This is a genomic window from Agrobacterium pusense (genome assembly GCF_900102105.1).
GTDB lineage: Bacteria > Pseudomonadota > Alphaproteobacteria > Rhizobiales > Rhizobiaceae > Agrobacterium > Agrobacterium pusense.
The window spans coordinates 14,992-38,835 of sequence record NZ_FNBB01000014.1; the positions used below are offsets into that span (position 1 = coordinate 14,992).

21 protein-coding genes are annotated in these 23,844 nt (G+C 60.4%); 3 read left to right on the top strand and 18 right to left on the bottom strand.

Annotated elements, in window-relative coordinates:
• Window positions 1–403: 403 nt before the first annotated feature.
• From BLU28_RS22770 to ampC, 3 genes are all read right to left on the bottom strand, one after another.
• Complete coding sequence (locus BLU28_RS22770) at window positions 404–3,193, bottom strand: bifunctional aconitate hydratase 2/2-methylisocitrate dehydratase (RefSeq protein WP_045531740.1); 2,790 nt, start codon at window positions 3,191–3,193, stop codon at window positions 404–406.
• 201 nt (window positions 3,194–3,394) lie between these two features.
• Window positions 3,395–4,717: a solute carrier family 23 protein gene (locus BLU28_RS22775; protein ID WP_077987620.1), complete on the bottom strand. Its 1,323-nt coding sequence runs from the start codon at window positions 4,715–4,717 to the stop codon at window positions 3,395–3,397.
• 244 nt (window positions 4,718–4,961) lie between these two features.
• Window positions 4,962–6,119 (bottom strand): class C beta-lactamase, encoded by a 1,158-nt coding sequence (gene ampC, locus BLU28_RS22780; RefSeq protein WP_077987621.1) that lies wholly within the window; start codon window positions 6,117–6,119, stop codon window positions 4,962–4,964.
• A gap of 131 nt (window positions 6,120–6,250) precedes the next feature.
• On the opposite strand from ampC, the gene BLU28_RS22785 reads away from it, so the two are divergent.
• Window positions 6,251–7,129, top strand: coding sequence for a LysR family transcriptional regulator (locus BLU28_RS22785; protein ID WP_006700572.1), 879 nt, complete (start codon window positions 6,251–6,253; stop codon window positions 7,127–7,129).
• A 5-nt stretch (window positions 7,130–7,134) separates the two neighbouring features.
• Here the strand turns inward: BLU28_RS22785 and chrA are convergent, their stop codons facing one another.
• From chrA to BLU28_RS22860, 15 genes are all read right to left on the bottom strand, one after another.
• The gene (gene chrA / locus BLU28_RS22790) at window positions 7,135–8,364 is read right to left on the bottom strand and encodes a chromate efflux transporter (protein ID WP_034496544.1); all 1,230 of its coding nucleotides are present in this window, start codon (window positions 8,362–8,364) and stop codon (window positions 7,135–7,137) included.
• Window positions 8,365–8,501: 137 nt separating this feature from the next.
• The gene (locus BLU28_RS22795) at window positions 8,502–9,260 is read right to left on the bottom strand and encodes an aspartate/glutamate racemase family protein (RefSeq protein WP_034496547.1); all 759 of its coding nucleotides are present in this window, start codon (window positions 9,258–9,260) and stop codon (window positions 8,502–8,504) included.
• Window positions 9,261–9,271: 11 nt separating this feature from the next.
• Window positions 9,272–10,090, bottom strand: coding sequence for an ABC transporter permease (locus BLU28_RS22800; protein ID WP_077987622.1), 819 nt, complete (start codon window positions 10,088–10,090; stop codon window positions 9,272–9,274).
• A 2-nt stretch (window positions 10,091–10,092) separates the two neighbouring features.
• Window positions 10,093–11,004: an ABC transporter permease gene (locus tag BLU28_RS22805; RefSeq protein WP_034496552.1), complete on the bottom strand. Its 912-nt coding sequence runs from the start codon at window positions 11,002–11,004 to the stop codon at window positions 10,093–10,095.
• A 173-nt stretch (window positions 11,005–11,177) separates the two neighbouring features.
• Window positions 11,178–12,467, bottom strand: a complete 1,290-nt coding sequence (locus tag BLU28_RS22810; RefSeq protein WP_004444880.1) for an ABC transporter substrate-binding protein — start codon at window positions 12,465–12,467, stop codon at window positions 11,178–11,180.
• Between the two features lie 30 nt (window positions 12,468–12,497).
• Window positions 12,498–13,583: an ABC transporter ATP-binding protein gene (locus tag BLU28_RS22815; protein ID WP_004444882.1), complete on the bottom strand. Its 1,086-nt coding sequence runs from the start codon at window positions 13,581–13,583 to the stop codon at window positions 12,498–12,500.
• Between the two features lie 284 nt (window positions 13,584–13,867).
• Entirely contained in the window at window positions 13,868–14,593 is a 726-nt protein-coding gene (locus tag BLU28_RS22820) for an amino acid ABC transporter ATP-binding protein (RefSeq protein WP_006700492.1), read from the bottom strand.
• A complete protein-coding gene (locus BLU28_RS22825) occupies window positions 14,571–15,230 on the bottom strand; it encodes an amino acid ABC transporter permease (RefSeq protein WP_022562609.1) in 660 nt (219 codons plus the stop codon). The genes BLU28_RS22820 and BLU28_RS22825 overlap by 23 nt, the downstream gene beginning before the upstream one ends.
• The gene (locus tag BLU28_RS22830) at window positions 15,227–15,898 is read right to left on the bottom strand and encodes an amino acid ABC transporter permease (RefSeq protein WP_034496560.1); all 672 of its coding nucleotides are present in this window, start codon (window positions 15,896–15,898) and stop codon (window positions 15,227–15,229) included. Before BLU28_RS22830 ends, BLU28_RS22825 begins: the two co-directional genes overlap by 4 nt.
• A gap of 69 nt (window positions 15,899–15,967) precedes the next feature.
• Window positions 15,968–16,753, bottom strand: a complete 786-nt coding sequence (locus BLU28_RS22835; RefSeq protein WP_077987623.1) for a transporter substrate-binding domain-containing protein — start codon at window positions 16,751–16,753, stop codon at window positions 15,968–15,970.
• Complete coding sequence (locus BLU28_RS22840; RefSeq protein ID WP_034496565.1) at window positions 16,750–17,502, bottom strand: GntR family transcriptional regulator; 753 nt, start codon at window positions 17,500–17,502, stop codon at window positions 16,750–16,752. The genes BLU28_RS22835 and BLU28_RS22840 overlap by 4 nt, the downstream gene beginning before the upstream one ends.
• Window positions 17,503–17,670: 168 nt before the next feature.
• Complete coding sequence (locus BLU28_RS22845; protein ID WP_034496567.1) at window positions 17,671–18,654, bottom strand: 3'-5' exonuclease; 984 nt, start codon at window positions 18,652–18,654, stop codon at window positions 17,671–17,673.
• A gap of 193 nt (window positions 18,655–18,847) precedes the next feature.
• Window positions 18,848–19,261 carry a hypothetical protein gene (locus BLU28_RS22850; protein WP_034496568.1) on the bottom strand — a complete coding sequence of 138 codons (414 nt, stop codon included), beginning with the start codon at window positions 19,259–19,261 and terminating at the stop codon, window positions 18,848–18,850.
• A 142-nt stretch (window positions 19,262–19,403) separates the two neighbouring features.
• Window positions 19,404–20,315: a lytic transglycosylase domain-containing protein gene (locus BLU28_RS22855; RefSeq protein ID WP_077987624.1), complete on the bottom strand. Its 912-nt coding sequence runs from the start codon at window positions 20,313–20,315 to the stop codon at window positions 19,404–19,406.
• Between the two features lie 168 nt (window positions 20,316–20,483).
• Window positions 20,484–22,265 carry a methyl-accepting chemotaxis protein gene (locus BLU28_RS22860; RefSeq protein ID WP_034496571.1) on the bottom strand — a complete coding sequence of 594 codons (1,782 nt, stop codon included), beginning with the start codon at window positions 22,263–22,265 and terminating at the stop codon, window positions 20,484–20,486.
• Between the two features lie 266 nt (window positions 22,266–22,531).
• Here BLU28_RS22860 and BLU28_RS22865 point away from each other — a divergent pair, with 266 nt between their 5' ends.
• Together BLU28_RS22865 and BLU28_RS22870 are read left to right on the top strand one after the other, a co-directional pair.
• Complete coding sequence (locus BLU28_RS22865; protein WP_077987625.1) at window positions 22,532–23,122, top strand: methyltransferase family protein; 591 nt, start codon at window positions 22,532–22,534, stop codon at window positions 23,120–23,122.
• 128 nt (window positions 23,123–23,250) lie between these two features.
• Complete coding sequence (locus BLU28_RS22870) at window positions 23,251–23,724, top strand: VOC family protein (protein ID WP_034496572.1); 474 nt, start codon at window positions 23,251–23,253, stop codon at window positions 23,722–23,724.
• Window positions 23,725–23,844 lie beyond the last annotated feature (120 nt).

Below are 23,844 nucleotides of genomic sequence, written 5' to 3' on the forward strand. Positions count from 1 at the left end.
GGCCTCAAGGCAAGCGCTCCTCCTGCCGCCGCACGGGTGGCCGGGGGAACCATATGATGAAACATCGCGGGTAGCTGTTGCCCCTCCTCATAGGGCGACAAGCGGGTGCCTTTTTCGAACCGCAGGGCAGGTCGTGACGGGTCCGCTTGTTCTACCGGCTCCACCGATAAAACCTTGGAACCTGCGTATTTTAGATTTCACAAAACAACTAAACGAAGTGTTACCCTTGCCATGCAAGTGCTGACAATTCGGCATGCCGCAGACGGCTATTGTCTTGATAATGCTCAAGACCCGGCGGGCCAGCGACAAGGGCCAATACAAAAAGGGCAGCGGGAATATCTCCCCGCCGCCCCTCTTTCATTCACCGCACCCTCCCGCATCCAGATGCAGGCGGTATTGCGGATTAATAATGCACCGACTGGGAATCGATCGGCGTCGTCTTCGGCGGAGCGAACTTCGTCAGATCGATGCCCTCGACGGCGGAACGATACTCCTCGATGCTCGGCGTACGGCCGAGAATGGCGGACAGCACCACGACCGGGGTCGAGGCCAGAAGCGATTCACCCTTCTTTTCGGCACTGTCTTCAACGACACGGCCCTGGAAGAGACGCGTCGAGGTTGCCAGAACCGTGTCACCCTTCGCTGCCTTTTCCTGGTTGCCCATGCACAGGTTACAGCCCGGGCGTTCCAGATAGAGGATGTTTGCGTATTCGGTCCGGTTCGTTGTCTTCGGGTTGATGTCATCGAATTCGAAGCCGGAATATTTCTGGAGGATTTCCCAATCCCCTTCCGCCTTCAGCTCGTCGATGATGTTATAGGTCGGCGCGGCAACGACGAGCGGCGCCTTGAATTCGACCTTGCCTTCGGTCTTTTCGATGTTGCGCAGCATCTGCGCGACGATCTTCACGTCGCCCTTATGCACCATGCACGAGCCGACGAAGCCGAGATCGACCTTCTTGGTAGCGCCATAATAGGAAACCGGACGGATCGTATCGTGCGTGTAGCGTCTCGAAACGTCGTTGTTGTTGACGTCGGGGTCGGCGATCATCGGTTCGTTGATGACATCAAGATCGACGACGACTTCAGCGAAATATTTCGCGTTCGCGTCAGGCTTCAATGCTGGAACTTCACCGGAACGGATTTCCGCAATGCGCTGATCCGCCTTCGCAATCAGGCCTTTAAGCGTCTGTGCGGCATTGTCCATGCCCTTGTCGATCATGATCTGGATGCGCGACTTGGCGATCTCCAGCGACTCGATCAGCGTTTCGTCTTCGGAAATGCAGATCGACGCCTTGGCCTTCATCTCGGCCGTCCAGTCGGTGAAGGTGAAAGCCTGGTCGGCAAGCAGTGTTCCGAGATGGACTTCGATGATACGGCCCTGGAACACGTTGTCCCCGTGCTGCTGCAGCATCTGCGCCTGCGTCGCGTGCACCACGTCGCGGAAGTCCATGTAGGGCTGCATCGTTCCCTTGAAGGTGACCTTGACCGATTGCGGGATCGGCATGGTCGCCTCGCCCGTGGCGAGCGCCAAAGCGACGGTGCCGGAGTCCGCACCGAAGGCGACGCCCTTGGACATGCGGGTGTGGCTGTCGCCGCCGATGATGATTGCCCGGTCATCAACGGTGATGTCGTTCAGCACCTTGTGGATCACGTCCGTCATTGAGTGATAGACGCCCTTCGGATCACGGCCGGTGATGACGCCGAAATTGTGCATGAAGGCCATGAGCTTCGGCGTGTTGGCCTGAGCCTTCTTGTCCCAGACGGACGCCGTGTGGCAGCCGGACTGATAGGCGCCGTCCACCAGCGGCGAAATGACAGTGGCCGCCATCGCTTCCAGCTCCTGCGCGGTCATCAGGCCGGTCGTATCCTGCGAACCGACGATGTTGACCTTGACGCGAACGTCGGAGCCGGCGTGCAGCACCTTGCCAGGCGTCACACCAACGGCGTTGCGGTTGAAGATCTTCTCGACGGCAGTAAGGCCCTGGCCTTCGATTGAAATTTCCTTGTTCGGTGCAAAGACAGGGGTCGCCTCGACGCCAAGCGTTTCAGCGGCAAAAGTCTGGAGCTTCTTGCCGAAGACGATGGCATAGGAGCTCCCAGCCTTCATGAATTCCATCTTCTGCGGCGTGAAGGACGAAGCGAGATCGACCAGCTCGGTGCCGTTTTCGTCCCGCAGCTTGCGATCCTTGGCGTCGATCTTGAGGACCGTGCCGGTCTCGACCGAATATTTCTGCTCAAGGATGGGGTTGCCGTCATTGTTGAGGATCGGCTTGCCGTCTTCGCCGAGCTTCTTCACCCAGTTCTTCAGATTGATGCCAATGCCACCCGTCACGTCGACGGTGGTGGCGAAAATCGGCGAAATGCCGTTGGTGCCCGCAACGATGGGGGCATAGTTGACGAAGGGCACGTAGGGGCTGGCCTGCTTGCCGGTCCACAGCGCAACGTTATTGACGCCCGACATGCGCGAGGAGCCAACGCCCATCGTGCCCTTTTCGGCGATCATCATCACCCGCTTGTCGGGGTGCTGCTTCTGCAACGCGACGATTTGCGCCTGCGCTTCCGGCGAGATCATACACTGGCCGTGCAGCTGGCGGTCGGAGCGCGAATGCGCCTGATTGCCCGGCGACAGGAGGTCGGTCGAAATATCGCCTTCGGCGGCGATGAAGGTGACGACCTTGATCTCGTCCTCGACATCGGGAAGCTTGGTGAAGAACTCGGCCCTGGCGTAGCTTTCAAGCACGTCCCGGGCAATCGCGTTGCCGGCCTTGTAGGCATCCCGCAGGCGGAACATGTCGGCATCGTAAAGGAAGACCTGGGTCTTCAGCACTTCACCCGCCTTGGTGGCGATTGCGGCATCGTTGCCGAGCGCGATGTCGAGCAGCACCTTGATCGACGGGCCGCCCTTCATGTGCGACAGCAGTTCCAGCGCGAAGGTCGGGGTGATCTCGGGGACGATGACGTTGCCGAGGATGATCTGCTTCAGAAACGCAGCCTTCACACCGGCGGCGCTCGTGGTTCCCGGCAATGTGTTATAAATGAAAAACTTCAGGGCATCGGCGCGGTGTTCGCTGCCTGCATCCCTGATCAGTTCGATGATTTCGGCGGTCAACGCACCGTCATCGATCGGCTTGGGCGCAAGTCCCTGTGGTTCTCTGCTTTTGATTTCAGCCAAGTAATCCAAGTAAAGGTTCATCGCAATCCCAACGTCATGATGTCTATGGAGCCGAACACAGCGCCACCAAACGGTAGTGCTGGTCACCCCCGGGTTTCTGTCGGTTTCGACTACGCCAACCGGGGGCCGCTGACAAGATGTCGCATGCCTGTAAGCGCGGGGATGCGCGATATTTCGCCCATCCCACATCTTCGCCGCCAGGCCGCGCCGGCACTCCCCGCCTTATCGTCCCTGCGACGGCTTGCCGAGGCCGAGCAGATGATAAAAGGCGATGGCGCCGATTGTCGCCGTGCCGATGCCATCAAGCGTGAATCCGCCCACATTCAGCTTGAAATTTCCTGCCCCCAGAACAAGGGCGATACCCACCGTGATGAGGTTGCGTGGCTCGGAAAAGTCGACCTTGTTTTCCACCCAAATGCGCCCGGCGGTTGCCGCGATGAGGCCGAAGACGACGACGGACAGGCCGCCGATAACCGGCCCGGGTATCGTCTGTATCAGCGCGCCAAACTTCGGCGAAAAGCCGAGGAGGATGGCCACCAAAGCCGCGACAATGAAAACGAGCGTCGAGAAGATGCGGGTTATCGCCATGACGCCCATGTTCTCTGCATAGGTGGTCATGCCGGTTCCGCCAAAGGCGCCGGAGAAGATGGTCGCGATGCCGTCGCCGATAAAGGCCCGACCGAGGTAGGGATCGAGGTTCCTGCCGGTCATCGCGCCGATAGCCTTGATGTGCCCGAGATTTTCCGCCACGAGGATGACGACGACCGGAGCTATCAGTGCGATTGCCGATGCGGAAAAGACCGGCGTGGTGAAGGTTGGCAATCCGAACCAGGCTGCGGCGGCGACGCCTGAAAAATCAACCGGTTTGCCGAGGCCGAGACCGTTCGCCACCACGAGATAAGCGAGATAGGCGATCGCGCCGCCGATGAGGATCGGCAAGCGCCGCGCCATTCCGGGCGCATAGACGGCAATCGCACCGACCGAGGTGACCGTCAGAATGGCAATCCATCGCGACAGCTGGTCGCCATCGGGATTGCCAGGGCCGGAGCCGGAGGCGCTGGCTATCGCGATGGGCGCGAGCACGAGGCCGATGGCAGCGACGATGGCCCCCGTCAGGACCGGCGGCACCAGCCGCTCGATCCAGTTATGACCGGCAATCATGACGATCACGCCAATCAGTGCATAAAGCACGCCCGCAGCGATGATGCCGCCGAGCGCAAGCGCGATATTCGGGCTTGCCGCGCCCGCCGCCGCCCCGGTCGCCACCAGAACGGGGCCGATGAAGGCGAAGGATGAACCAAGATAGCTCGGCACGCGACCGCCAACGGCGATGAAGAAGATCAGCGTGGAAATACCGGAAAACAGGATCGATACATTCGGATCGAAGCCCATGATCAGCGGCGCGAGAACCGTGGAGCCGAACATGGCCACGACGTGCTGCAACCCGAGCACCGCGGTCTGCCCGGCGGGCAATCGCTCATCCGGCATGATGCGCCCTTCGGTTTTCAATCGCCAGCGAGGAAAATAACCACCCCTGTCGCTCATCGTCGTCCCCCACGAACCGCCCGGCGCGAGACTGACGGTTTTTCCGTCGCAGATCGCAGCCGCGCAAAAAGAGTTGCCTTTTGATGATAAGCGCGGTCGGCCGAGATCGAATCGGTGGCCGGCGTATCTTTTCTCCGGTAGCGCGATTGGTTCTCGCTGTCATCCGGGCGGCGGGATCGAAATGCGTTTGGCGCCGGCGGGAGTGCGCCCCGCGCCGGCACGGCAAGGAAGCATCGAGCGGATATCAGTCCGCCTTGTCGACAGCCGTCAAAATCTCAACGGCCGCCGTGACACGATCCTCATTGGGATAGTTTTTGTTGGCCAGTATGACGATGCCGAGTTTCCGTTGAGGGATGAAGGCGACATAGGCGCCAAAACCATTGGTGGAACCCGTCTTGTTGACGAAGACATCCTGTCCGGGCTTCAGGGGCGGCGCGATTTCCTGCACCGGAACGGTTTTGAGAAGAGCGCCGGAATTGGACTGGACAAGCGTCTTCAAGGCGACAGGCCGGGCATATTGCTCCCAGACGAGATCCTGCGTCATGGCGCCGACCGCGAAATAACCGGTATGGGTGCTTGCGATCGCCTGCCGGATCTTGCCGTCCAGCTTTTCAAGCCCCAGATTCGCGTTGACGAAGCGGATCATGTCTGTCGCCGTCGATCTGACGCCATAGGCTTCCGAAGAGAGAATGCCCGGCGTCAGGCGGGCCGGCTCGTCGTTTCGCGTGTAGCCCTGTGCATAATTGGCCAACTTCGCCTGGGGAACGACCGTGAACGTGTCCTTCAGGCCGAGCGCGGGAAAGAGCGTGTCCTGCATGGCGGCGTCGTAGCCCTGCCCCATCGCCTTTGCCATGATGTAGCCGAGCATGCCGATGCTGGGATTGGCGTAGGTCCTGTGCGTTCCGGCACCGTAAGAAGGCTTCCAGCTCTTGAGATAAGCCAGCAGCTGCGTTTCCGTTTTGACATTGTCAGGCACCTGTAGCGGAAAGCCGCCTGCGGTGTGGGTGCCGAGATGCGTCAATGTAACGTCACCGAAAGCGGTGCCCTTCATGCCCGGAAGATAATCCCTGACCCTGCCGGACAGCGACAAATGCCCGTTCGCCTCGGCGTAGGTCGCAAGGGTAGCCGTGAATGTCTTGCTGATGGAGCCGAGTTCGAACAGCGTTTCAGCCGTCACCGGCTGGCCGGTGCTTTTTGACATCACGCCGTAAGTGAAGATGTAACTCTCTCCATCGACGCTGATGCCGACCGCAAGCCCGGGTATGCCGTTCTTTTCCATGATGGGCTTGATCGCCGCATCCGTTATCGCCTTCAGCCTCGCCTCGTCGGCGGCCAGAGCCGGCGTGAGGAGGATCGCCGAAAGCATGGCCGTCCATACGATATGTCTGCGGTGAAAATTCATCTGTCGCGTCTCCAAAACCTCAGGTGGATATCAGGCGTTTCCCCAGCCAGCGCGAAAGACGTTTAGCCGCCCTACATTGCACGAACAAATCATGATATCTCGGAGGAGACACAAGAAAATCTAGGTCTCGAATGGTCCGTCAATTTCTTCCCCTGAACGGTTTGCGCGCGTTCGAAGCTTCCGCGCGGCATCTGAGCTTTACCCGCGCGGCGATCGAACTATGCGTGACGCAGGCCGCTGTGAGCCAGCAGGTCAAGGGACTGGAAAAGCGGCTGGGCGTCGCGCTTTTTCAACGTCTCCCGCGCGGCCTGAAGATAACTGCGGAAGGCGAAGCCCTGCTGCCGACGGTGACCAGTTCCTTCGACCAGATGGCAACGACGCTTGACCGCATCGAGGCCGGGCAGGTGCGCGAACTGCTGTTTCTCGGCGTTGTCGGCACCTTCGCGGTCGGCTGGCTGCTGCCGCGCCTGCAGGCGTTTCAGAAGCGCCACCCCTTTATTGACGTCAGGGTTTCCACCAACAACAACCGGGTGGATATGGCGGCAGAGGGGCTGGATTTCGCCATCCGTTTCGGTCAGGGCTCGTGGCACGGCACGGATGCGTTTCGTCTCTTTGACGCGCCGCTTTCGCCGCTGTGCACGCCGAAACTGGCGGAAACGCTGAAAGCGCCGGCCGACCTGATGGAAGCGACATTGTTGCGCAGTTACCGCGCCGATGAATGGAGCAGCTGGTTTGCGGCGGCAGGCGTCACGCCGGCCGCACAGGTCAATGCCGGCATTGTCTTCGACACGTCGCTCGGGATGATGGAGGCCGCCCTGCAAGGGCTCGGTGTCGCGCTGGCGCCGCCGTCGATGTTTTCACGGCATCTGGCTTCCGGAGCGGTCGTCCAACCTTTTCCCGTCACCATATCGCTCGGTAGCTATTGGTTGACCCGGCTGCAATCGAAACCGCCGACCCCAGCCATGCAGGTCTTTTCCGACTGGCTGTTCGACAGCATCGGCACTGCCTGAAGCCTTTACACGAGGGCGAGCGCCACGCCGCCGGCCGCGCAAAGAAGAACGACGACCCATGGCGGCGCTTTCCAGACCGTCAGCAGGATGAAACCCGCAAGCGCCAGTGCAAAATCCCTGGGGGTGAAGACGGCGCTGGTCCAGACGGGATCATAAAGCGCCGCGCCCAATATGCCGACCACCGCGGCATTGGCGCCGCGCATGGCCGCCTGCGCCAGAGGATGCCGGCGAAAGCCCTCCCAGAAAGGAAGTGCGCCGACGAGAAGCAACATGCCGGGCAGGAAGATGGCAACGAGAGCGATGGCTGCGCCCGCCACGCCGTTCGGCTGAGGGCCCGCCACCGCGCCGAGATAAGCAGCAAAAGTAAAGAGCGGACCGGGCACGGCCTGCGTTGCGCCATAGCCGGCAATGAAGGCATCCCTGGTGACCCAGCCCGAGGCGACGACTTCGGATTGCAGCAGAGGCAACACCACGTGGCCGCCGCCGAAGACCAGCGCGCCGGCCCGATAGAAGGCGTCAAACAAGGAGAGCCCCTGCCAGGCCGCGCCCGCCGCGAAAACCGGCAGCAGAACGAGAAGAAGGGCGAAAGCCGCAAGCGAAACATATCCCACGCGTTTCGACACGCGGAAGGCAAGATGGCTGGTCGACCCCGCCGAGGCGGCGCGGCAGAAGACCAGCCCGGCGAGCGCTCCGGCGCAAAGCGCCAGGATTTGCCCGAAAGCGCCGGCGATGAACACGACACAGACGATGGCGGCCATCGCGATGGTCGCGCGCTCACGATCCGGTGAGAGGCTTTTTGCCATTCCCCATACCGCCTGGGCGACCACGGCAACAGCGACGATCTTCAATCCATGCAGCAGTCCGGTGCCGACGGGGCCTTCGATGGATGCGGCGACCATTGCGAACGCGACGAGAAGAATGGCAGATGGCAGCGTAAACGCCGTCCAGGCGGCCAGCGCCCCGAGCGGCCCCGCCCTCAGCAGCCCGAGCGCAAAGCCCACCTGGCTGGAAGCGGGACCGGGCAGAAACTGGCAGAGCGCCACGAGGTCCGCATAACCGGCTTCATCGACCCATTTGCGCCGGACGACCAGCTCATCGCGAAAATAACCGAGATGAGCGATGGGGCCGCCAAAGGACGTGACCCCGAGCTTCAAAAAGGCCGCGAAAACTTCGCCGGGCGTTCCGATTTTGTGACGCGCGGTGTCGTTCGAAATCGTGGGTGTCGAGGAATTCAACGATAGCTCCCTAAGCGTATGGCGGCTGCGCATACACATCGTCCGCACTGAAACGCCGAGGGTATCAGACACTATTACGACAGGGATATGAAGGGCCTTGCGAAATCAGCACCGTGTGAACCGGACCGGGAAACGTCTCAGCCGCCCTCCGGCATCCCGCCGCTCCTGCCCGGCTGAAACATGTCCAGCAATCCGCGATAGGGCTTGGGGACCGGCGTGGCATAAGCGCCGCGCTTGGCGGTGGAGAGCCCCATGGATACCAGTGCTTCCGCCTGTTTGACGGCTGCTGCGACGCCGTCGATGACAGGGACGCCGAATTCGGCGCGGAGTTCCGCCGTCAGGTCGGCCATGCCGGCGCAGCCGAGCACGATCGCCTCGGCACGATCCTGCCTCAGCGCCAGCGAAATTTGCTCCCGCAGCCTTTCGCGTGCATTCGAACCCGCCTCTTCCAGCGATAGCACCGGAATGTCGGCGGCGCGGACATTGCAGCGGGAAGACATGCCATAGCGCTGGACGAGATGTTCGAGCGGCAGCCGGGACCGTTCCATCGTCGTGACGATGGTGAATTTCTGCGCGATGAAGGCTGTGGCGGAAACCGCCGCCTCACAGATGCCGATGACGGGAATATCTGCAAGAGCCCGGGCCGCATCAAGCCCGGTATCATCGAAACAGGCGATGATCGCCGCGTCGACGCGCAGCGCCGGAGCCTTGGCAAGCTCCAGCAGAAGGCCAGGCACCGCGAATACCTCGTCGTAATAACCTTCGATGGAGACAGGCCCCATGGAAGAGGTGACGGCGAGGATTTCCGTATCGCGGCCCGCCACCCGTGTCGCGGCGTCGGCGATGGTCGCGGTCATGGACTGCGTGGTATTGGGATTGATGACGAGAATGCGCATCTTGGGTTTCTTCATCCGCGCGAATGGCGTCGATTGAGGGTGACGATCAGGCCGAGCGTGGCCGCAATCACCAGGAAGGAAAACAGGGTGGTAACGGCGCCTAGCGCATAAAGCACAGGGGTCGTGACATTGGTGGTCATGCCGTAGATTTCCAGCGGCAACGTGTTGTAGGTGCCAGACGTCATCAGCGTGCGGGCGAACTCGTCGTAGGAAAGCGTGAACCCGAAGAGGCCAACACCGATCAGGCTCGGCGCGATCATCGGCAGCACCACATGGGCGAAGGTCTGCCATGAGGACGCACCGAGATCGCGCGCCGCTTCCTCATAGGACGGCGAAAACCGGTTGAAGACGGCGAGCATGATGAGAACGCCGAAGGGCAATGTCCAGGTCAGATGCGCGCCAAAAGTTGATGTATACCATGAAGGTTCAAGCCCAAGCTGCTGAAACAAAACACCAATGCCAAGGGATATGATGATGGAAGGCACCACCAGGCTGGCGACCGACAGATAAAACAGCGGCGTCGCGCCGATGAATTTGCGACGGAAGGCAAGGCCTGCCAGCAGCGAGACGAGCACGGTTACGACCATGACCATCAGGCCGAGAGCGAAGGAACGGCGGAACGATCCGCCGAAATCGCCGACTGCCTGCTGTTCGAAGAGATTGCCGAACCAGTGCAGCGAGACGCCGTTCAGCGGGAACGTCAGGCCTCCGTTCGGCCCCTGGAAGGCGAGGATGAGGATGGCCGACAACGGGCCGTAAAGAAACAGCACGAAGAGGGCGAAAAAGAAAGCGAGGATATAGAATTCGCGGCCGCGTTTTTCCCGGTGCATAATCAAAGCTCCTTGCGGATATCGACGATGCGCAGGATGCCCGCGACCATCAGGAGAACGAGGACGAGCAGGATGACGGCATTGGCGGCAGCGGCCGGATATTGCAGCAGCGACATCTGGTTCTTCATCATCAGCGCCACCGAGGCGCTCTGGCCGCCCGACATGACCTGAACCGTGGAAAAATCGGCCATGACCAGCGTGACAACGAAGATGCTACCGATCGCCATGCCGGGTTTTGCGAGCGGGATGATGACATTGGTGAGCGTCTGCCAGCCGGTCGCACCAGCGTCGCGCGCCGCCTCGATCAAGGATTTGTCGATGCGCATCAGCGTGTTGAAGATCGGCGTGACCATGAACAGCGTATAAAGATGCACCATGGCCAGCACCACGGCGAAATCGGAATAGAGCAGCCATTCGATCGGCTCGGGGATGATGCCGGTGCCGACCAGCGCGCTGTTGACGAGACCGTTTCGCCCCAGAACGGGTATCCACGAAATCATGCGGATGATGTTGGACGTCAGGAAGGGCACGGTGCAGATAAGGAACAGCACCATCTGCATGGTGGTGGTGCGGATGTGAAAGGCGAGGAAATAAGCCACCCAGAAACCGCAGAACAGCGTGATGGCCCAGACCATCGCTGCATATTTCAGCGTATTTAGATAGGTCTGCCAGGTGACCCACGATCCCAGTGTCTCGCTGTAATTGAAGGTTACGAAATCAGGATACATCTGGGCGAAATCGTAATCCCAGAAGCTGACGACGGCGATCATCAGGATCGGCAGAGCCAGGAAAAAGCCGAGGATCAGGAAAAGCGGGGCAGCCTGCACATAGGAAACGAGTTTTTGCGGCAGCGCGAAGCTGCGGGGCGGTCTGTCCTTCTTGTCGCTGACGCCGATGAGTCTGACCGTCACCATGGGGAGCCTTTCTGTGGATTTGCAGAAGTGCCGGCGGCATTGCCGCCAGCGGGCACGTTGGAAGGTCCGCCACACCCTCGACGTCATCCTCGGCTTGACCCGAGGATGACGTCGAGAGGTGGGTGCCTGTCGCAATTGACCGGCGGCACTTGCCGCCGGTCGTCCTGAAAGCATCACGCCGCGATGAATTCGTTCCATCGGCGGACCATGTAGCGGTCTTCGTCCATGACCGAGTTCCAGCACGCCACCTTGCCCATGCGCTCCTCGAAGGAACCGCCATCGCGCACGGCACCGGCCTTTTCCATGACCTTGCCGTCTGGCGCGATGATATCGCCCTGAGCCGCCTTGCCCTCGACCCAGTAACCCCACTCGTCGGCGGTCATGTGCTCCTTCGCCGTTTCCATGGCGGCGGAGTAATAACCCTGACGGTTGAGGTAGGCGCCGACCCAGCCCGAAGTGTACCAGTTGATATATTCATAGGCTGCATCGAGCTTCGCACCGGACAGATGCTTGGCGAGACCGAGACCGCCGCCCCAGGAGCGATAGCCTTCCTTCAGCGGCTGGTATTTACAGGCGATGCCCTTCGAGCGGACCGCGGCAACGGCCGGTGACCACATGGACTGGATGATGACTTCGCCCGAGGCCATGAGGTTGACGCTTTCGTCGAAGCTCTTCCAGAAGGCGCGGAACTGGCCGTCTTTCTTGGCCTTGATGAGGAAATCGATGGTCTTGTCGATTTCCGCCTTGGTCATGTTGCCCTTGTCGGCATATTTGATGTTGCCCATGGCTTCCATGATCATCGCCGCGTCCATGATGCCGATGGACGGGATGTTGAGGATGGAGGTCTTGCCCTTGAACTTGGGGTCCATGATATCGGCCCAGCTGGTGATATCGCGGCCGACGAGATCGGGGCGGATGCCGAGCGTATCGGCATTGTAGATGGTCGGAACCATGGTGAAATAATCGGTCTCACCCTTGGCAAATGTCTTGTCGCCGGGCTTCTCGACGTAACCGACCGTGTGCGGCGCAGTGCCCTGCGCGACCACGCTGTCAGGCTTCAGCTTGCCGTTTTTGAACAGCGGCACGATCTTGTCGTAATATTTGAGCTTCTTGATTTCCATCGGCTGGATGACGCCGGCCGGATAGACCTTCTTCAGGATCCAGTATTCGATATCGGCGATATCGTAGGAGTTCGGCTGGGTGACGGCGCGCTGGGCAGCGGCGTCGGAATCCGTCGCCGTCATCTCAAGAGTGATCCCGAGGTCCGCCTTGCACTTTTCGGCAATGGCGTTGAGGTTGGAGACGCCGGTCCCGAACTGGCGGATGGTGATGGGGTTCTGCGCCCAGATGGTCGGGAAGCCGGTGATGAGGCCGGAGCCGATCGCCGCACCCGTGGCAGCCGCGCCCGCTTTCAGGAGGCCGCGGCGGGACAGGCCCTTCTTGCTGCTGGTGGTATCGGTCATTGCAAAGTTCTCCTCTGGTTATTTTTGGGGTCACTTCTCTACCCGGCCGAGCACGATGGCATCGGCCGCATTCCATGAAAGCGGTATGGCGTCGCCGGTCCTGACCGGGTTTTCGAAAAAGGCGGCGTCGCTGAGGATGACGTTGAAATCCTCCATGCCGGCGCCGGTCACGGCGATCTTCACGGTGGCGCCGCGATACTCGACATTGGAGACGATGCCCGTGAAACCGAGACCGGGTTGATCGGTCTCACCCACACGCACCCGATCGGTGCGAACGGCGATATCGACCGCCCCGTCATCCGGCGCCGCGCCTGTCGCGGTAAATGTGCCGCCGCCTGCGACTTCAAGCGTTACCAGCTCGCCGGACCTTTCCCTGAATCGTCCGGAAATGACATTGTGGTCGCCCATGAAACGGGCGACGAAAGCGGTCGCCGGTCGCTCGAAAACCTCACGCGGGGTCGCCGCCTGCTCGATCCGGCCGTCATTCATGACGACGATGATATCGGCCAGTGCCATCGCCTCTTCCTGACTGTGGGTGACGTGGACGAAAGTGATGCCGAGTGAAGTCTGCAGCTTCTTCAGCTCTGCGCGCATGCGGATCTTGAGGAAGGGATCGAGCGCCGAAAGCGGCTCGTCCAGCAACAGCGCCTCGGGATCGGTAATGAGCGCGCGCGCCAGCGCCACGCGCTGCTGCTGCCCGCCGGAAAGCTGGGCCGGGCGGCGGCCGGCATAAGGCTCGAGCTGCATCAGGCGCAGCATGTCCAGCGCCTTTGTGCGCCGGGTCTCCCTGTCCACACCCTTCATCTTGAGGCTGAAGGCGACATTGTCGACGAGATCGAGATGCGGAAACAGCGCATAGGACTGGAACATCATCGCCGTGCCGCGCCGGGCGGGCGGCAGATCGGTCACGACGGTGTTGCCAAGCCTGACATCGCCGCTGGAAATGCTCTCGTGACCAGCGATCATCCTGAGCGTCGAGGTCTTGCCGCAGCCCGACGGGCCGAGCAGGCAGCAGTAGCTCCCGGCCGGTATCTTCAGGCTTATCGCATGCACGGCGGTGGTGTTGCCGTAAATCTTGGATACGGAAGCGATGTCAATTGCGGCGGCTTTGCTCATAAACACTCTCCTGCGACACTTCTATCCATGCAGGAGGCGTGCCAATCGGCTTTCTCATTGATGCAAAAGGATAATTTAAAAGAGGAGAAACACAGGGTGAGAAGAGTGCCCAAATTTACAGCGATTGTTTTCGATGCGATGGAAAAATTGTATGCAATCTTGGCGACTAATTGATTACGCGCCGCTGGTTCACATGGCGCATGAACCCGCAAGTCGCAGCGCGAAGCCTGCGGCGCACGGACCACTGCGCACGCCGCTCTGCAGGCGTGCGCAGCCATGGAATGTTAGAGCACACCGAGGAACTGCCTGAGTTCCGGTGTGCGGGGGTTAGCGAAAACTTCTTCCGGCGGGCCGATCTCGTGTACCCGTCCCTGATGCATGAAGACGACGCGCGAGCAGACGTCACGGGCGAACTTCATTTCATGCGTCACCATCAAAAGTGTCATGCCCTCCCTGGCAAGCTCACGCACGACAGCGAGCACCTCCGACACCAGTTCCGGGTCAAGCGCGGACGTGATTTCATCACACAGAAGCGCGATGGGCTGCATGGCAAGCGCGCGGGCGATGGCCACGCGCTGCTGCTGACCGCCGGAGAGCTGGTCCGGATAAGCGTCGAACTTGTGCGCCAGACCGACACGCTCCAGCATCCTGCGCGCCATCGCCTCCGCCTCGGGCGCCGCCAGCTTCTTCACAACCATCTGCGACAGCATCACATTGCCGCCGGCAGTCAGATGCGGAAAGAGATTGAACTGCTGGAAAATCATGCCCACCTTTAATCTGAGGGCCTTCAGATGCAGCTCGTCATCAAGCAGCTGGGCGCCCGCCACCTGAATGGAGCCGCTGCTGATCGTCTCAAGACCGTTGATACAGCGCAGCAGCGTCGATTTTCCCGAACCGCTTTTCCCGATGATCGCGATCACCTCTCCGGGCTCGACATCCAGGTTGATGCCCTTCAGCACTTCGTTGTCGCCAAAGCTCTTGTGGACTTCAGTGATTTCGATGAGCGACATTGAGCTTCCTTTCGAGAAACTGGCTGGATTTCGACAGCGGCCAGCAGAGGGCGAAATAGATGAGCGCCACCAGCCCGTATACCGTGAAAGGCTGGAAGGTCGCGTTGGTGACGATCGTGCCGGCCTTGGACAGTTCAACGAAACCGATAATGGAGGTGAGCGCGGTGCCCTTGATGACCTGGACGGAAAAACCGACTGTCGGTGGAATGGCGATCTTCATCGCCTGGGGCAGGATGACGTAACGCATCTGCTGAAGGCGGCCCATGGCAAGGCTTGCCGAGGCTTCCCATTGCCCCTTTGCGATCGACTCTACACAGCCGCGCCAGATTTCCGCCAGAAACGCAGCAGTCCACAGGATGAGCGCCACGCCTGCGGCAAGCCAGGCTGGAACATCGATTCCGAAGAGGCCGAGGCCGAAAAAGGCGATGAAAAGCTGCATCAGGAGCGGCGTACCCTGAAAGACTTCGATGTAGATGCGGGCAAGACGGCTCAAGGCCGGACGCGGACTGATGCGCAGCCACAGAAGCGCGAGGCCGACCAGGCCTCCGCCAGCGAAGGAAACCAGCGACAGCAGCAGCGTCCAGCGCGTGGCAAGCAACAGGTTGCGCAGAATATCCCAGAAGGTGAATTCCATCATCGCGCCAGCCTCCGCGGAAAAAGGAAGCCGCCCAGCGCCAGCATGCCCTGCCGCAGCAGGATCGCGAGCAGCAGGTAGATCACCGTCGAAACAATATAGGCCTCGAAGGCGCGGAAGGTGCGCGACTGGATGAAGTTGGCCGCAAACGTCAGGTCTTCCACCGCGATCTGCGAGACAACCGCCGACCCGAGCATGACGATGACAACCTGCGACGTGAGCGCTGGCCAGATGCGCTGCAGCGATGGCCGGAGCACCACGTGGCGGAAGGTTTCGAAGCGAGTCATCGCAAGGCTCGCCCCCGCCTCGAACTGGCCTTTCGGTGTTGCCTGGATGCCGGCGCGAATGATCTCGCAGCTATAGGCGCCGAGATTGACGATCATCGCCAGATTGGCGGCGGTCAGCTCCGAAAGCTTGAAACCAAGCGACGGCAGGCCGAAAAAGATAAAAAACAGCTGGATGAGGAAAGGCGTATTGCGGATGAGTTCGACGTAACCGCCGACGATGGGCCTTAGCCAGGAGGGGCCAAGCGCACGGGCCCAGGCGCAGGCGGTGCCGAGCGACACGCCGATAACGCCGCCCACCAGCGTCAGCTGGCTGGTGATGGCAATACCCTTGGCAATCTGCGGCCAATATTCGCCGAGCCACAGGAAATCAAATTGATAGCTCAAGAAAAGTCCCCTTGCGCCGGTGGTGAGAAAGCCGTCCCGGGGAACCGGGACGACGGGGATATGTGACGATCAGAGATCGGCCGGCAGATCCTGCCCGAGCCATTTGGTGGCGGTGGCATTCAGCGAACCGTCCGCCTTGGCCGCGGCGATAGTCGCATTGACCTTCTCCAGCAGGGCCGTCTCATTTTTGTTGAGGCCGATGTAGCAGGGCGAATTCTTGATCAGGAATTTCATTTCCGGCCGCTTCGGCGGGTTCTTCGCCAGAATGGCGGCGGCGACCACATTGCCGGTTGCGACAACCTCCGCCTGACCGGACAGGAAGGCGGAAATGGTGCCGTTATTGTCCTCATAGCGCTTGATGGTGGCGTCAGCGGGCGCAACCTTCGTCAGCTCGAGGTCTTCGACAGAACCGCGTGTCACGGCAACGGTCTTGCCCTTCAGGTCCTCGGCTTTGGAGAGGGAGACGTCCTGCGGACCGAACACGCCGTTGAAAAAAGGAGCATAGGCGGTCGAAAAATCGATGACCTTCTCGCGTTCGGCGTTCTTGCCGAGGCTGGAGATCACCAGATCGACCTTGTTGGTCTGCAGATAGGGAACGCGGTTGGCGCTGGTGACTGGCACCAGCTCCACCTTCACGCCCAGCTTGTCGGCGATCAGCTTCGCGACGTCGATGTCATAACCCTGCGGGGTCATGTCGGCCCCGACACTGCCAAAGGGTGGAAAATCCTGCGGCACGGCGACGCGCAGCGTGCCGCGTGCGGCAATGTCGGCAAGGGCGTCCGCCTTTGCGGGCGCGGAAAATCCGAAGGCGGCAGCCATGGCGGCGGCGGCGATGAAGGTCCGTCTGAATATCATGGTTCATTCTCCTTGTGCTGGTTCTGTTGCTCGGTTTTTTTGTCGGTATCGCCGCGGTTATGTTCCGGAAGGGCGAGCGAGTGGCGAAGACCGGCGAGCGGGTCAGGTCGCCGGGTGAGATCGAGGCCGGTTTCCACCTCGTCCAGATGTTCGATTGAAAGCTCCGCCGCCCTCGCGAAATCGCCGGCTGCCATCGCCTCGAATATCCGGCAATGTCCCTGATGCGACTGCAGCGCATGAAATTCCGACTGGTAAAGCATGGAAATGAGGATCGTGCGGGCCGTCAGGTCGCGCAGCAGTTCAACGAGGACGGCATTGCCACAAAGCTCGGCGATCCTGATGTGAAAATCGCCCATGAGGCAGGTCAGGCGCTGCCGGTCGCCCGCGGCTATGGCGACTTTCTCTTCCTCGAGATGCGCCAGGAGAACGCCGCGCCCTTCTTCGGTAAGGGTCCGCATACTGCGCACTAACCCGGATTCGATGATCCGGCGCGCTTCATAGATGGTCATCGCCTCCTCGGCAGACGGCTCGACCACGAACCAGCCCCGCCTCGCACTAACGTGCACGATTCCCCGGGTTTCCAGCCGCATCATCGCCTCGCGTACCCGGGTGCGCGATACGGAGAAAAGACCGGCAAGCTGGTTTTCGCTGAGCCGTGTGCCCGGCCGGATACGCGCCGACAAAATGCCGGATACGATGGCCTCTTCAATGTTTATCTGACGATCCTGCCTGGTATGTAAATCTTGCATACAAGACAGAAAGCAAAGCCCGTGCCAGACGGATTCCCCACTTTAAATCGCGGGGAAAACGACATGAGCTCAAAATTTGAGCAACCTGTCCAGCGCACACGAAAGAAGCAGCCTGTTAACAGGACAGATTTTCATCACTCGATCAAAAACGCCCGCAGGCGATTAACCCTACCCGGCCTTGAACCGGTCGAAAGCCGTGAGATATTTGACCGTAGGGTCGGCGTCCCAACGATAGATTTCGGTGCGCAGAAAATGCAGCTCCTCCGCCAGCATCTCTTCCGGCAGCTCCGCCCACCAGGATTTCGGCCGGCCGTCCGAACCGTCCGACCAGCGATAACCCCGCTTCTTCAGGTGATCCTTCATATCGAAGGGGCTGTTCTCCGCGTAGATCCGGACGCGCGATCTACGGCTAGCCGCGTGAAGCTCCATGAAGGGCGTCATGCCTTCCTGGCCCGGCCGGTTCTGCTCGAGCACCTCCAGCAGCGCGAAGCAATCATCAACGGCGCGATGACCATCATGGAAATAACCGGACTGACCGATCAGATAACCCAGCTTGTTGCCCTCAAATCCACGCACCCGCCAGTCGATTTCGGAAACGGAGCAGGCCCAGGCCTTCTCATTGAATATGGGCGAGAAGGCTTCACAGAAGGGACGGTCGAAGCCGGCATTGTGGGCAATGATCAGATCAGCATCGCCGACGAGAAAAGTCAGCCGCTCCATGTCGATCGCCTGCCCCGCAACCATGTCATCGGTGATCCCAGTCAGCCGGGTGATCTCCGCCGGTATGGCGACGTTGGGCTGCCGAAGTCCGCCGTAAATGCCGGTGACGTCGCCAATGGCGCCCTGATCGTCGAACGTGAAGGCGATGACGCCGATCTCGATTATTTCGTCCGTCCGGTGGTTCAGACCCGTGGTTTCCGTGTCGAGGATCACGCCCCGGCGGGAAAATTCCGGCCTTGGCCGTTCCACGACCTGACGCGGCATGAGCTTGCGCAGAACGCGGTAATTGCCGGTGGATTCGAGATAGCCCGCCAGCCCCTCATCATCCATTGCGACCCTCTGCACCGCTCCGCGTCCCGGCATTTTTCGCCCCCGTTCGGTCTCGGGAAGCCGCGCGGCCGCGGAAGCGAAAAAGTCCAACTGGGAGGTCATGAGGTGCCTGCCGCCTTGCCCGGAAATCGAAAATCAGTACTCCAACATATGCGTAGAGGCTCACGGTAACAACAGCAGACGCTCTCATCCACAGAAAGGCGGCGCCAATCCGTTAACGAAAGACACGCACGGTTTCAGGCTTCGGAAAAAACCGCCGTCATCTGTAAATCTGCGGCGATCTCAACCACGGCGGTCAGGGAGCCGGACGCCCCAGGACAGTCTCGCAGCTCGCCGGATCGCCGATGATCTCGCTCGTGGTGATGATGGAAGCTGCGTCCGCGGTGATCTTGATGATGCAATCGCGGCGATGTTGCTTGATTTTCATGCCCTCGGTCTGCGAGACCTGCGCCTGCCCGTCGACGGTCCGGTATTCGCGCCGGTTGCTGAGCCCTGCATAGGTCTCGACATCCACTTTCAGCCAGTAGGATTCGGTTGCGCCCTTTTCGATGATGACCTTGTTGGGGCGGCCAAGCCGGGCGATTGCCGCCTCCCGCGGCTGCCCTTTAAAACCGGCCACAGTGCGGGTGATTTCCGTCTGCCCGGTGCTGGTGCACGCCACGGCCATGGTCAGCATCGCTGCCAGCGCTCCGGTTTCAAGCAATCTCATGTGCAATTCATCCCCTCGTCACACGTCACCGGCCCGCGGGTTGCGGTCGCCGCCGGCCGCAAATCTAGGAGCGATCATCTCGCACTGAAAGGAGGAGCGGCGTATGGGCCGATCAACTTGTCATGATCAGCCGCGGCCCCCGCTAGCGGTTGCGGAACACGGTGCAGGGAACACCCGCCCCACGGATTTCACCACAAAGCGCATTGGCTTCGGCTCTGGTCTCGCGGCCGATGCGCGCGGCGTAACGCGGGCGCGAACCGAAATTGCCACCCCTTTGCCGCACGATCAGTGCGCGCTCGGCATTGAGAGGCCCCGACAATTGGCCTATGGCACGGGTAAAGAGCCGGTTCGCCACCGTCGGATTGTAATGGGCGGCAAGCTGCACACCCCATGGCGCCCAGTCGGCCGAAGATATCAGGACGGGATCGTTGATCGTGCGTGTATCGGCAAGCCGCAGGCAGGCGTCGATGAAGGGCCGGCTGCCGTCCAGCGCCGGCGCGGCCTTATCCGGTGGATTGTCTTTCCAGCTTTCCACAGGGTACCCGGTGATTGCAAAGACATAATCGCGCGTTTCCACCGGTAGGCGACCTGTCGCGATAAAACCGCGCAGCCCCGCCTCGCCGGCATTATAGGCTGCGGCTGCGAGACCGAAATTGCCGAAGCGCAGCTTCAGCTCCGACAGATAGCGTGACGACGCCTCCAGCGCAGCAATGATGTTGAAACTGTTGTCCAGACCACGCAGCCTCGCCGTCCCCGGCATGAACTGGGCAATGCCTTCCGCCCCCTTCGGGCTCACCGCATCGGCCCGGAACAGGCTCTCCCGCCAGATCAGCCTGGCGAAATAATCCGGCGGAACGGCATGGCGCGCGGCGAGAACCTCGATGGCGTGGCAAAGGTCCCTGTTGTAGCTCTGGGGACTGATGCACAATTCGGGCGCCACATCGTGGGCATGGGCGCAGGACGCCTTGCCGTCAGCCGGCGTTTCGGCCTGCGCCGGCCCCAGCAACGCCGCCAGCCAGCAGAGAACGAGCACGACCCTGCCTGTTGATGTCATCCCTGCCAAACGAAAGTCCCCGTAATCTTCAGGCGCGCTGCGTCGATTATCCGACAATCGCGACGATATGCCTATACCCCGCACTTGCATGGATCGATTTCGGTTTCAGACGTTTCATGGCCCCCCATGCCAAGGCCCGCAGGGGATGGAAGGGAACCCCAGATGCCTCTAAAAGTCCTGCCATTCCTCATGCGCGACAGCCGCGCTCGATGCGCCACGCACGCCCGACGGGCGGGATAGCGGGTGGCGCGGCGCGGCGGCACCGCGCTGGCCGGACCCGCTGCGCGTAGAGGCCGCATGACGCGCAGTCTCCTCGAACCGGAACTGGCCTAGGAGCTCGAACAGGGCCGCGGCCTCCCGCGCGAGGCTGTGGCTTGCGGCCGTCTGCTCCTCCACCATCGCGGCGTTCTGCTGGGTAGCCTGATCCACGCTGTTGACCGCCTGATTGATTTCGGCAAGCGCCGTGGACTGTTCGCGGGCCGCATCCACGATCGCCGCCACATTGGTATTGATGTCGCCGACCTGCTCTGCGATTTCCTGCAGCGCCGAACCCGCCCTGGTGACGAGGCCGACGCCGTTTTCCACCTGCTTGCCCGAAGCGTTGATCAGGTTCTTGATTTCCTTTGCAGCCGTCGCCGAGCGCTGCGCAAGCTCGCGCACCTCCTGCGCGACAACGGCAAAGCCCTTGCCTGCCTCGCCTGCACGGGCCGCTTCCACGCCCGCATTGAGCGCCAGAAGGTTGGTCTGGAAAGCAATTTCGTCGATCACGCCGATGATGCTCGAGATTTCCCGCGATGATTTTTCAATCTGATCCATGGCGCCTATGGCATCGCGCACCACCTGGCCTGAATGTTCGGCATGGTCGCGGGCACGGGCAACGATTCTGCCGGCTTCTTCCGCCCGACGGCTTGAATCACCGACTGCGGTGGTGACCTCTTCAAGCGCGGCAGCGGTCTCCTCTATCGAAGCCGCCTGCTGCTCCGTCCGTCTGGCAAGATCATCTGCCGCGGATCGTATTTCATTCGACCCGGAAGAAATGGCGCCGGCATTTTCAGACACCCGCGTCATGGCCCGCTTGAGCTTTTCCGAAGCCGCGTTGAAATCCGTGCGCAGCCGTTCAAGCGAGGGAATGAAAGGCGTGTCGATGCTCTGGGCAAGATCGCCTTCGGCAAGGTCTGTAAGGCACTGCGCCAGCTTTTCGACATTCTCGACACGGCCGGTCACATCGGTCGCGAATTTGACGACCTTGAACACTTTCCCATTCAGATCGAAGATCGGATTATAGGAAGCCTGGATGAAGACCTTGCGGCCGCCCTTGCCGAGACGCATGAATTCATCCGCCACCAGATCGCCGCCGGCGAGCCTTTCCCAGAACTGCCCGTAGGCCGGTGAGTGTGTATAGGCCGGCTCGCAAAACATGGAATGATGCCGGCCCTGCACTTCCGCGAGAGAATAGCCCAGCGCCGTCAGAAAATTCTCGTTGGCAGTCAGGATTTCGCCGTTCGGCGAGAATTCGATGATGGCCTGCGCCCGGGAAAGGGCGTCGATCTTGCCGGCGTCTTCCGCCGCCTTCAGCTTGCGTGCGGTGATGTCTGTAGCGATCTTCACCACCTTCACCGGCTTGCCGCGGCGAAACACCGGGTTATAGGAAGCCTCGATCCAGACCTCCCTGCCGCCCTTGCCGATGCGCTTATACTGCTGCTGATCGAACTGACCGGCAGCAAGTTTTGCCCAGAAGCCCTTGTAATCCGCCGAAGACACGACGGCGGGTTCGACGAACATGCTGTGATGCCTGCCGAGGATTTCCGAAAGTTCGTAGCCCAGAGCCCGACAGAAATTCTCATTGGCGGCAAGAATCTTTCCCGAAAGGTCGAATTCTATGATGGCCTGGGATTTGGAAAGCGCGGCGAGAACCGCGAAAGCATTGGCACCACGATCAAGAACACTCAAGCACGCTTCTCCGATAAAACAGGAAGTTTCTATCCAAAATTATTCACGCATATTATAATTTCAGTATTAATTGATATTTAATGATAATTTTTATTCTCGTCTGATGCACGTGCGTACTCCAGCGAAATTTCCATTCATTGATTTGTTTTTTTGAAATTTCACACCTGTTCCCGTAGTCGAAGACAGGGCGATGCAATAGTTCCATTGCTACATTTGTTCCGAGTCGGGATCCCGCTTCCGGCTTGGGCAATATATTTGGGGGAGACATGATTGATCTTGTGGCAGTGCTTGCGGTGTGGACCTATATCGGTGGTTTCTTATGGTTGACGGCCCGGCTGGCGAAGCGCACGGGCGAACCGGTCTGGCTTTTTGCCAAGGGTCGCGAAAGGCAAACCGTTCCCGCCACGCTTTTCCGTGTCGCGTTTCTTCTCGGCGCGCTTCTGCCGCTTTTCACCCTCTGGCTGGAACCGCAACAGGCCGGTTGGCTGCTGGACCGACACTATACCGGCGCAGCCATCCGCTTCGCTGGGGTGGTTATGGCGCTGGCGGGAAGTGCGCTCGCGCTCTACGCGCAGCATTACATGGGCAAATCGTGGCGCATCGGCGCGGCCGAAGGCCACCTCGGAACCATCGTGGATACCGGGCCTTTCAGCATGTCAAGAAACCCGGTCTTCGTCGGGCAGATTGTGCTGTTTACGGGATTGGTTCTGGTGTTCACCTCCGTTCTGCAGCTCACCGTCGCCATCGTCCTCATCATCGCGGTGATGCTGCAGGTCAGCATTGAAGAGCGCGTGCTGACAAAGGAACTTGGCCCGGCCTATGTTGCCTATCGCCGCAGGGTGAGACGCTGGCTTTGACACTGGTCACGCATTGTTTCGGAACGTTTGCGCTGCGGCTGCATTTTACGCCGGATGGGGAGCCGTCAATCTGCCCATGAGTTACCCGCCGGCAAGGGGGAAGCCGTCAACCTCGGAGGACCATACCCATGCAAAAGAACATGATCTGTATCTGGTACGACAAGGACGCAAAGGCAGCAGCCCGTTTTTATGCCGACACGTTTCCCGATAGCGAGGTTATAAAAGTGTATCACGCGCCGGGCGACTATCCCTCCGGCAAGCAGGGGGACGTCCTCATGGTGCAGTTCACTGTCGCAGGCGTAACCTGCATCGGCCTCAATGGTGGGCCGCAATTCAAGCACAGCGAAGCTTTCTCATTCCAGATATCGACTGAAGATCAGGAGGAAACCGACCGCTACTGGAACGCCATCGTTGGCAATGGCGGCCAGGAAAGCGCCTGCGGCTGGTGCAAGGACAAATGGGGCATCTCCTGGCAGATCACGCCGCGCGTGCTGATGGATGCCATGGCTGCCGGCGGGGCAGAAGCCAGACGAGCCTTCACGGCGATGATGGATATGAAGAAAATCGACGTCGCCGCCATCGAAGCCGCACGCCGGGGTTGATGGAGACAGACGGTTCAGCATCAGGTAGCGGAACGCCCGCTTTCCACGTAAATAACTGACGTCTAAATAGAAATACATGCATTGCGCTTCCAGCGATCGTATTTCGCCGCGCCGACGATG

Excerpts from the sequence above, each read along its gene's own strand:
- BLU28_RS22805 (WP_034496552.1), bottom strand. The coding sequence starts at position 11,004 with ATGGTGACGGTCAGACTCATCGGCGTCAGCGACAAGAAGGACAGACCG.
- BLU28_RS22840 (WP_034496565.1), bottom strand. The coding sequence starts at position 17,502 with ATGCAAGATTTACATACCAGGCAGGATCGTCAGATAAACATTGAAGAG.
- ampC (WP_077987621.1), bottom strand. The coding sequence starts at position 6,119 with ATGAATTTTCACCGCAGACATATCGTATGGACGGCCATGCTTTCGGCG.
- BLU28_RS22770 (WP_045531740.1), bottom strand. The coding sequence starts at position 3,193 with ATGAACCTTTACTTGGATTACTTGGCTGAAATCAAAAGCAGAGAACCA.
- BLU28_RS22795 (WP_034496547.1), bottom strand. The coding sequence starts at position 9,260 with ATGCGCATTCTCGTCATCAATCCCAATACCACGCAGTCCATGACCGCG.
- BLU28_RS22855 (WP_077987624.1), bottom strand. The coding sequence starts at position 20,315 with ATGACATCAACAGGCAGGGTCGTGCTCGTTCTCTGCTGGCTGGCGGCG.
- BLU28_RS22820 (WP_006700492.1), bottom strand. The coding sequence starts at position 14,593 with ATGTCGCTCATCGAAATCACTGAAGTCCACAAGAGCTTTGGCGACAAC.
- BLU28_RS22850 (WP_034496568.1), bottom strand. The coding sequence starts at position 19,261 with ATGAGATTGCTTGAAACCGGAGCGCTGGCAGCGATGCTGACCATGGCC.
- BLU28_RS22810 (WP_004444880.1), bottom strand. The coding sequence starts at position 12,467 with ATGACCGATACCACCAGCAGCAAGAAGGGCCTGTCCCGCCGCGGCCTC.
- BLU28_RS22785 (WP_006700572.1), top strand. The coding sequence starts at position 6,251 with ATGGTCCGTCAATTTCTTCCCCTGAACGGTTTGCGCGCGTTCGAAGCT.
- BLU28_RS22800 (WP_077987622.1), bottom strand. The coding sequence starts at position 10,090 with ATGCACCGGGAAAAACGCGGCCGCGAATTCTATATCCTCGCTTTCTTT.
- BLU28_RS22815 (WP_004444882.1), bottom strand. The coding sequence starts at position 13,583 with ATGAGCAAAGCCGCCGCAATTGACATCGCTTCCGTATCCAAGATTTAC.
- BLU28_RS22775 (WP_077987620.1), bottom strand. The coding sequence starts at position 4,717 with ATGAGCGACAGGGGTGGTTATTTTCCTCGCTGGCGATTGAAAACCGAA.
- BLU28_RS22870 (WP_034496572.1), top strand. The coding sequence starts at position 23,251 with ATGCAAAAGAACATGATCTGTATCTGGTACGACAAGGACGCAAAGGCA.
- BLU28_RS22845 (WP_034496567.1), bottom strand. The coding sequence starts at position 18,654 with ATGACCTCCCAGTTGGACTTTTTCGCTTCCGCGGCCGCGCGGCTTCCC.
- BLU28_RS22835 (WP_077987623.1), bottom strand. The coding sequence starts at position 16,753 with ATGATATTCAGACGGACCTTCATCGCCGCCGCCGCCATGGCTGCCGCC.
- BLU28_RS22825 (WP_022562609.1), bottom strand. The coding sequence starts at position 15,230 with ATGATGGAATTCACCTTCTGGGATATTCTGCGCAACCTGTTGCTTGCC.
- BLU28_RS22865 (WP_077987625.1), top strand. The coding sequence starts at position 22,532 with ATGATTGATCTTGTGGCAGTGCTTGCGGTGTGGACCTATATCGGTGGT.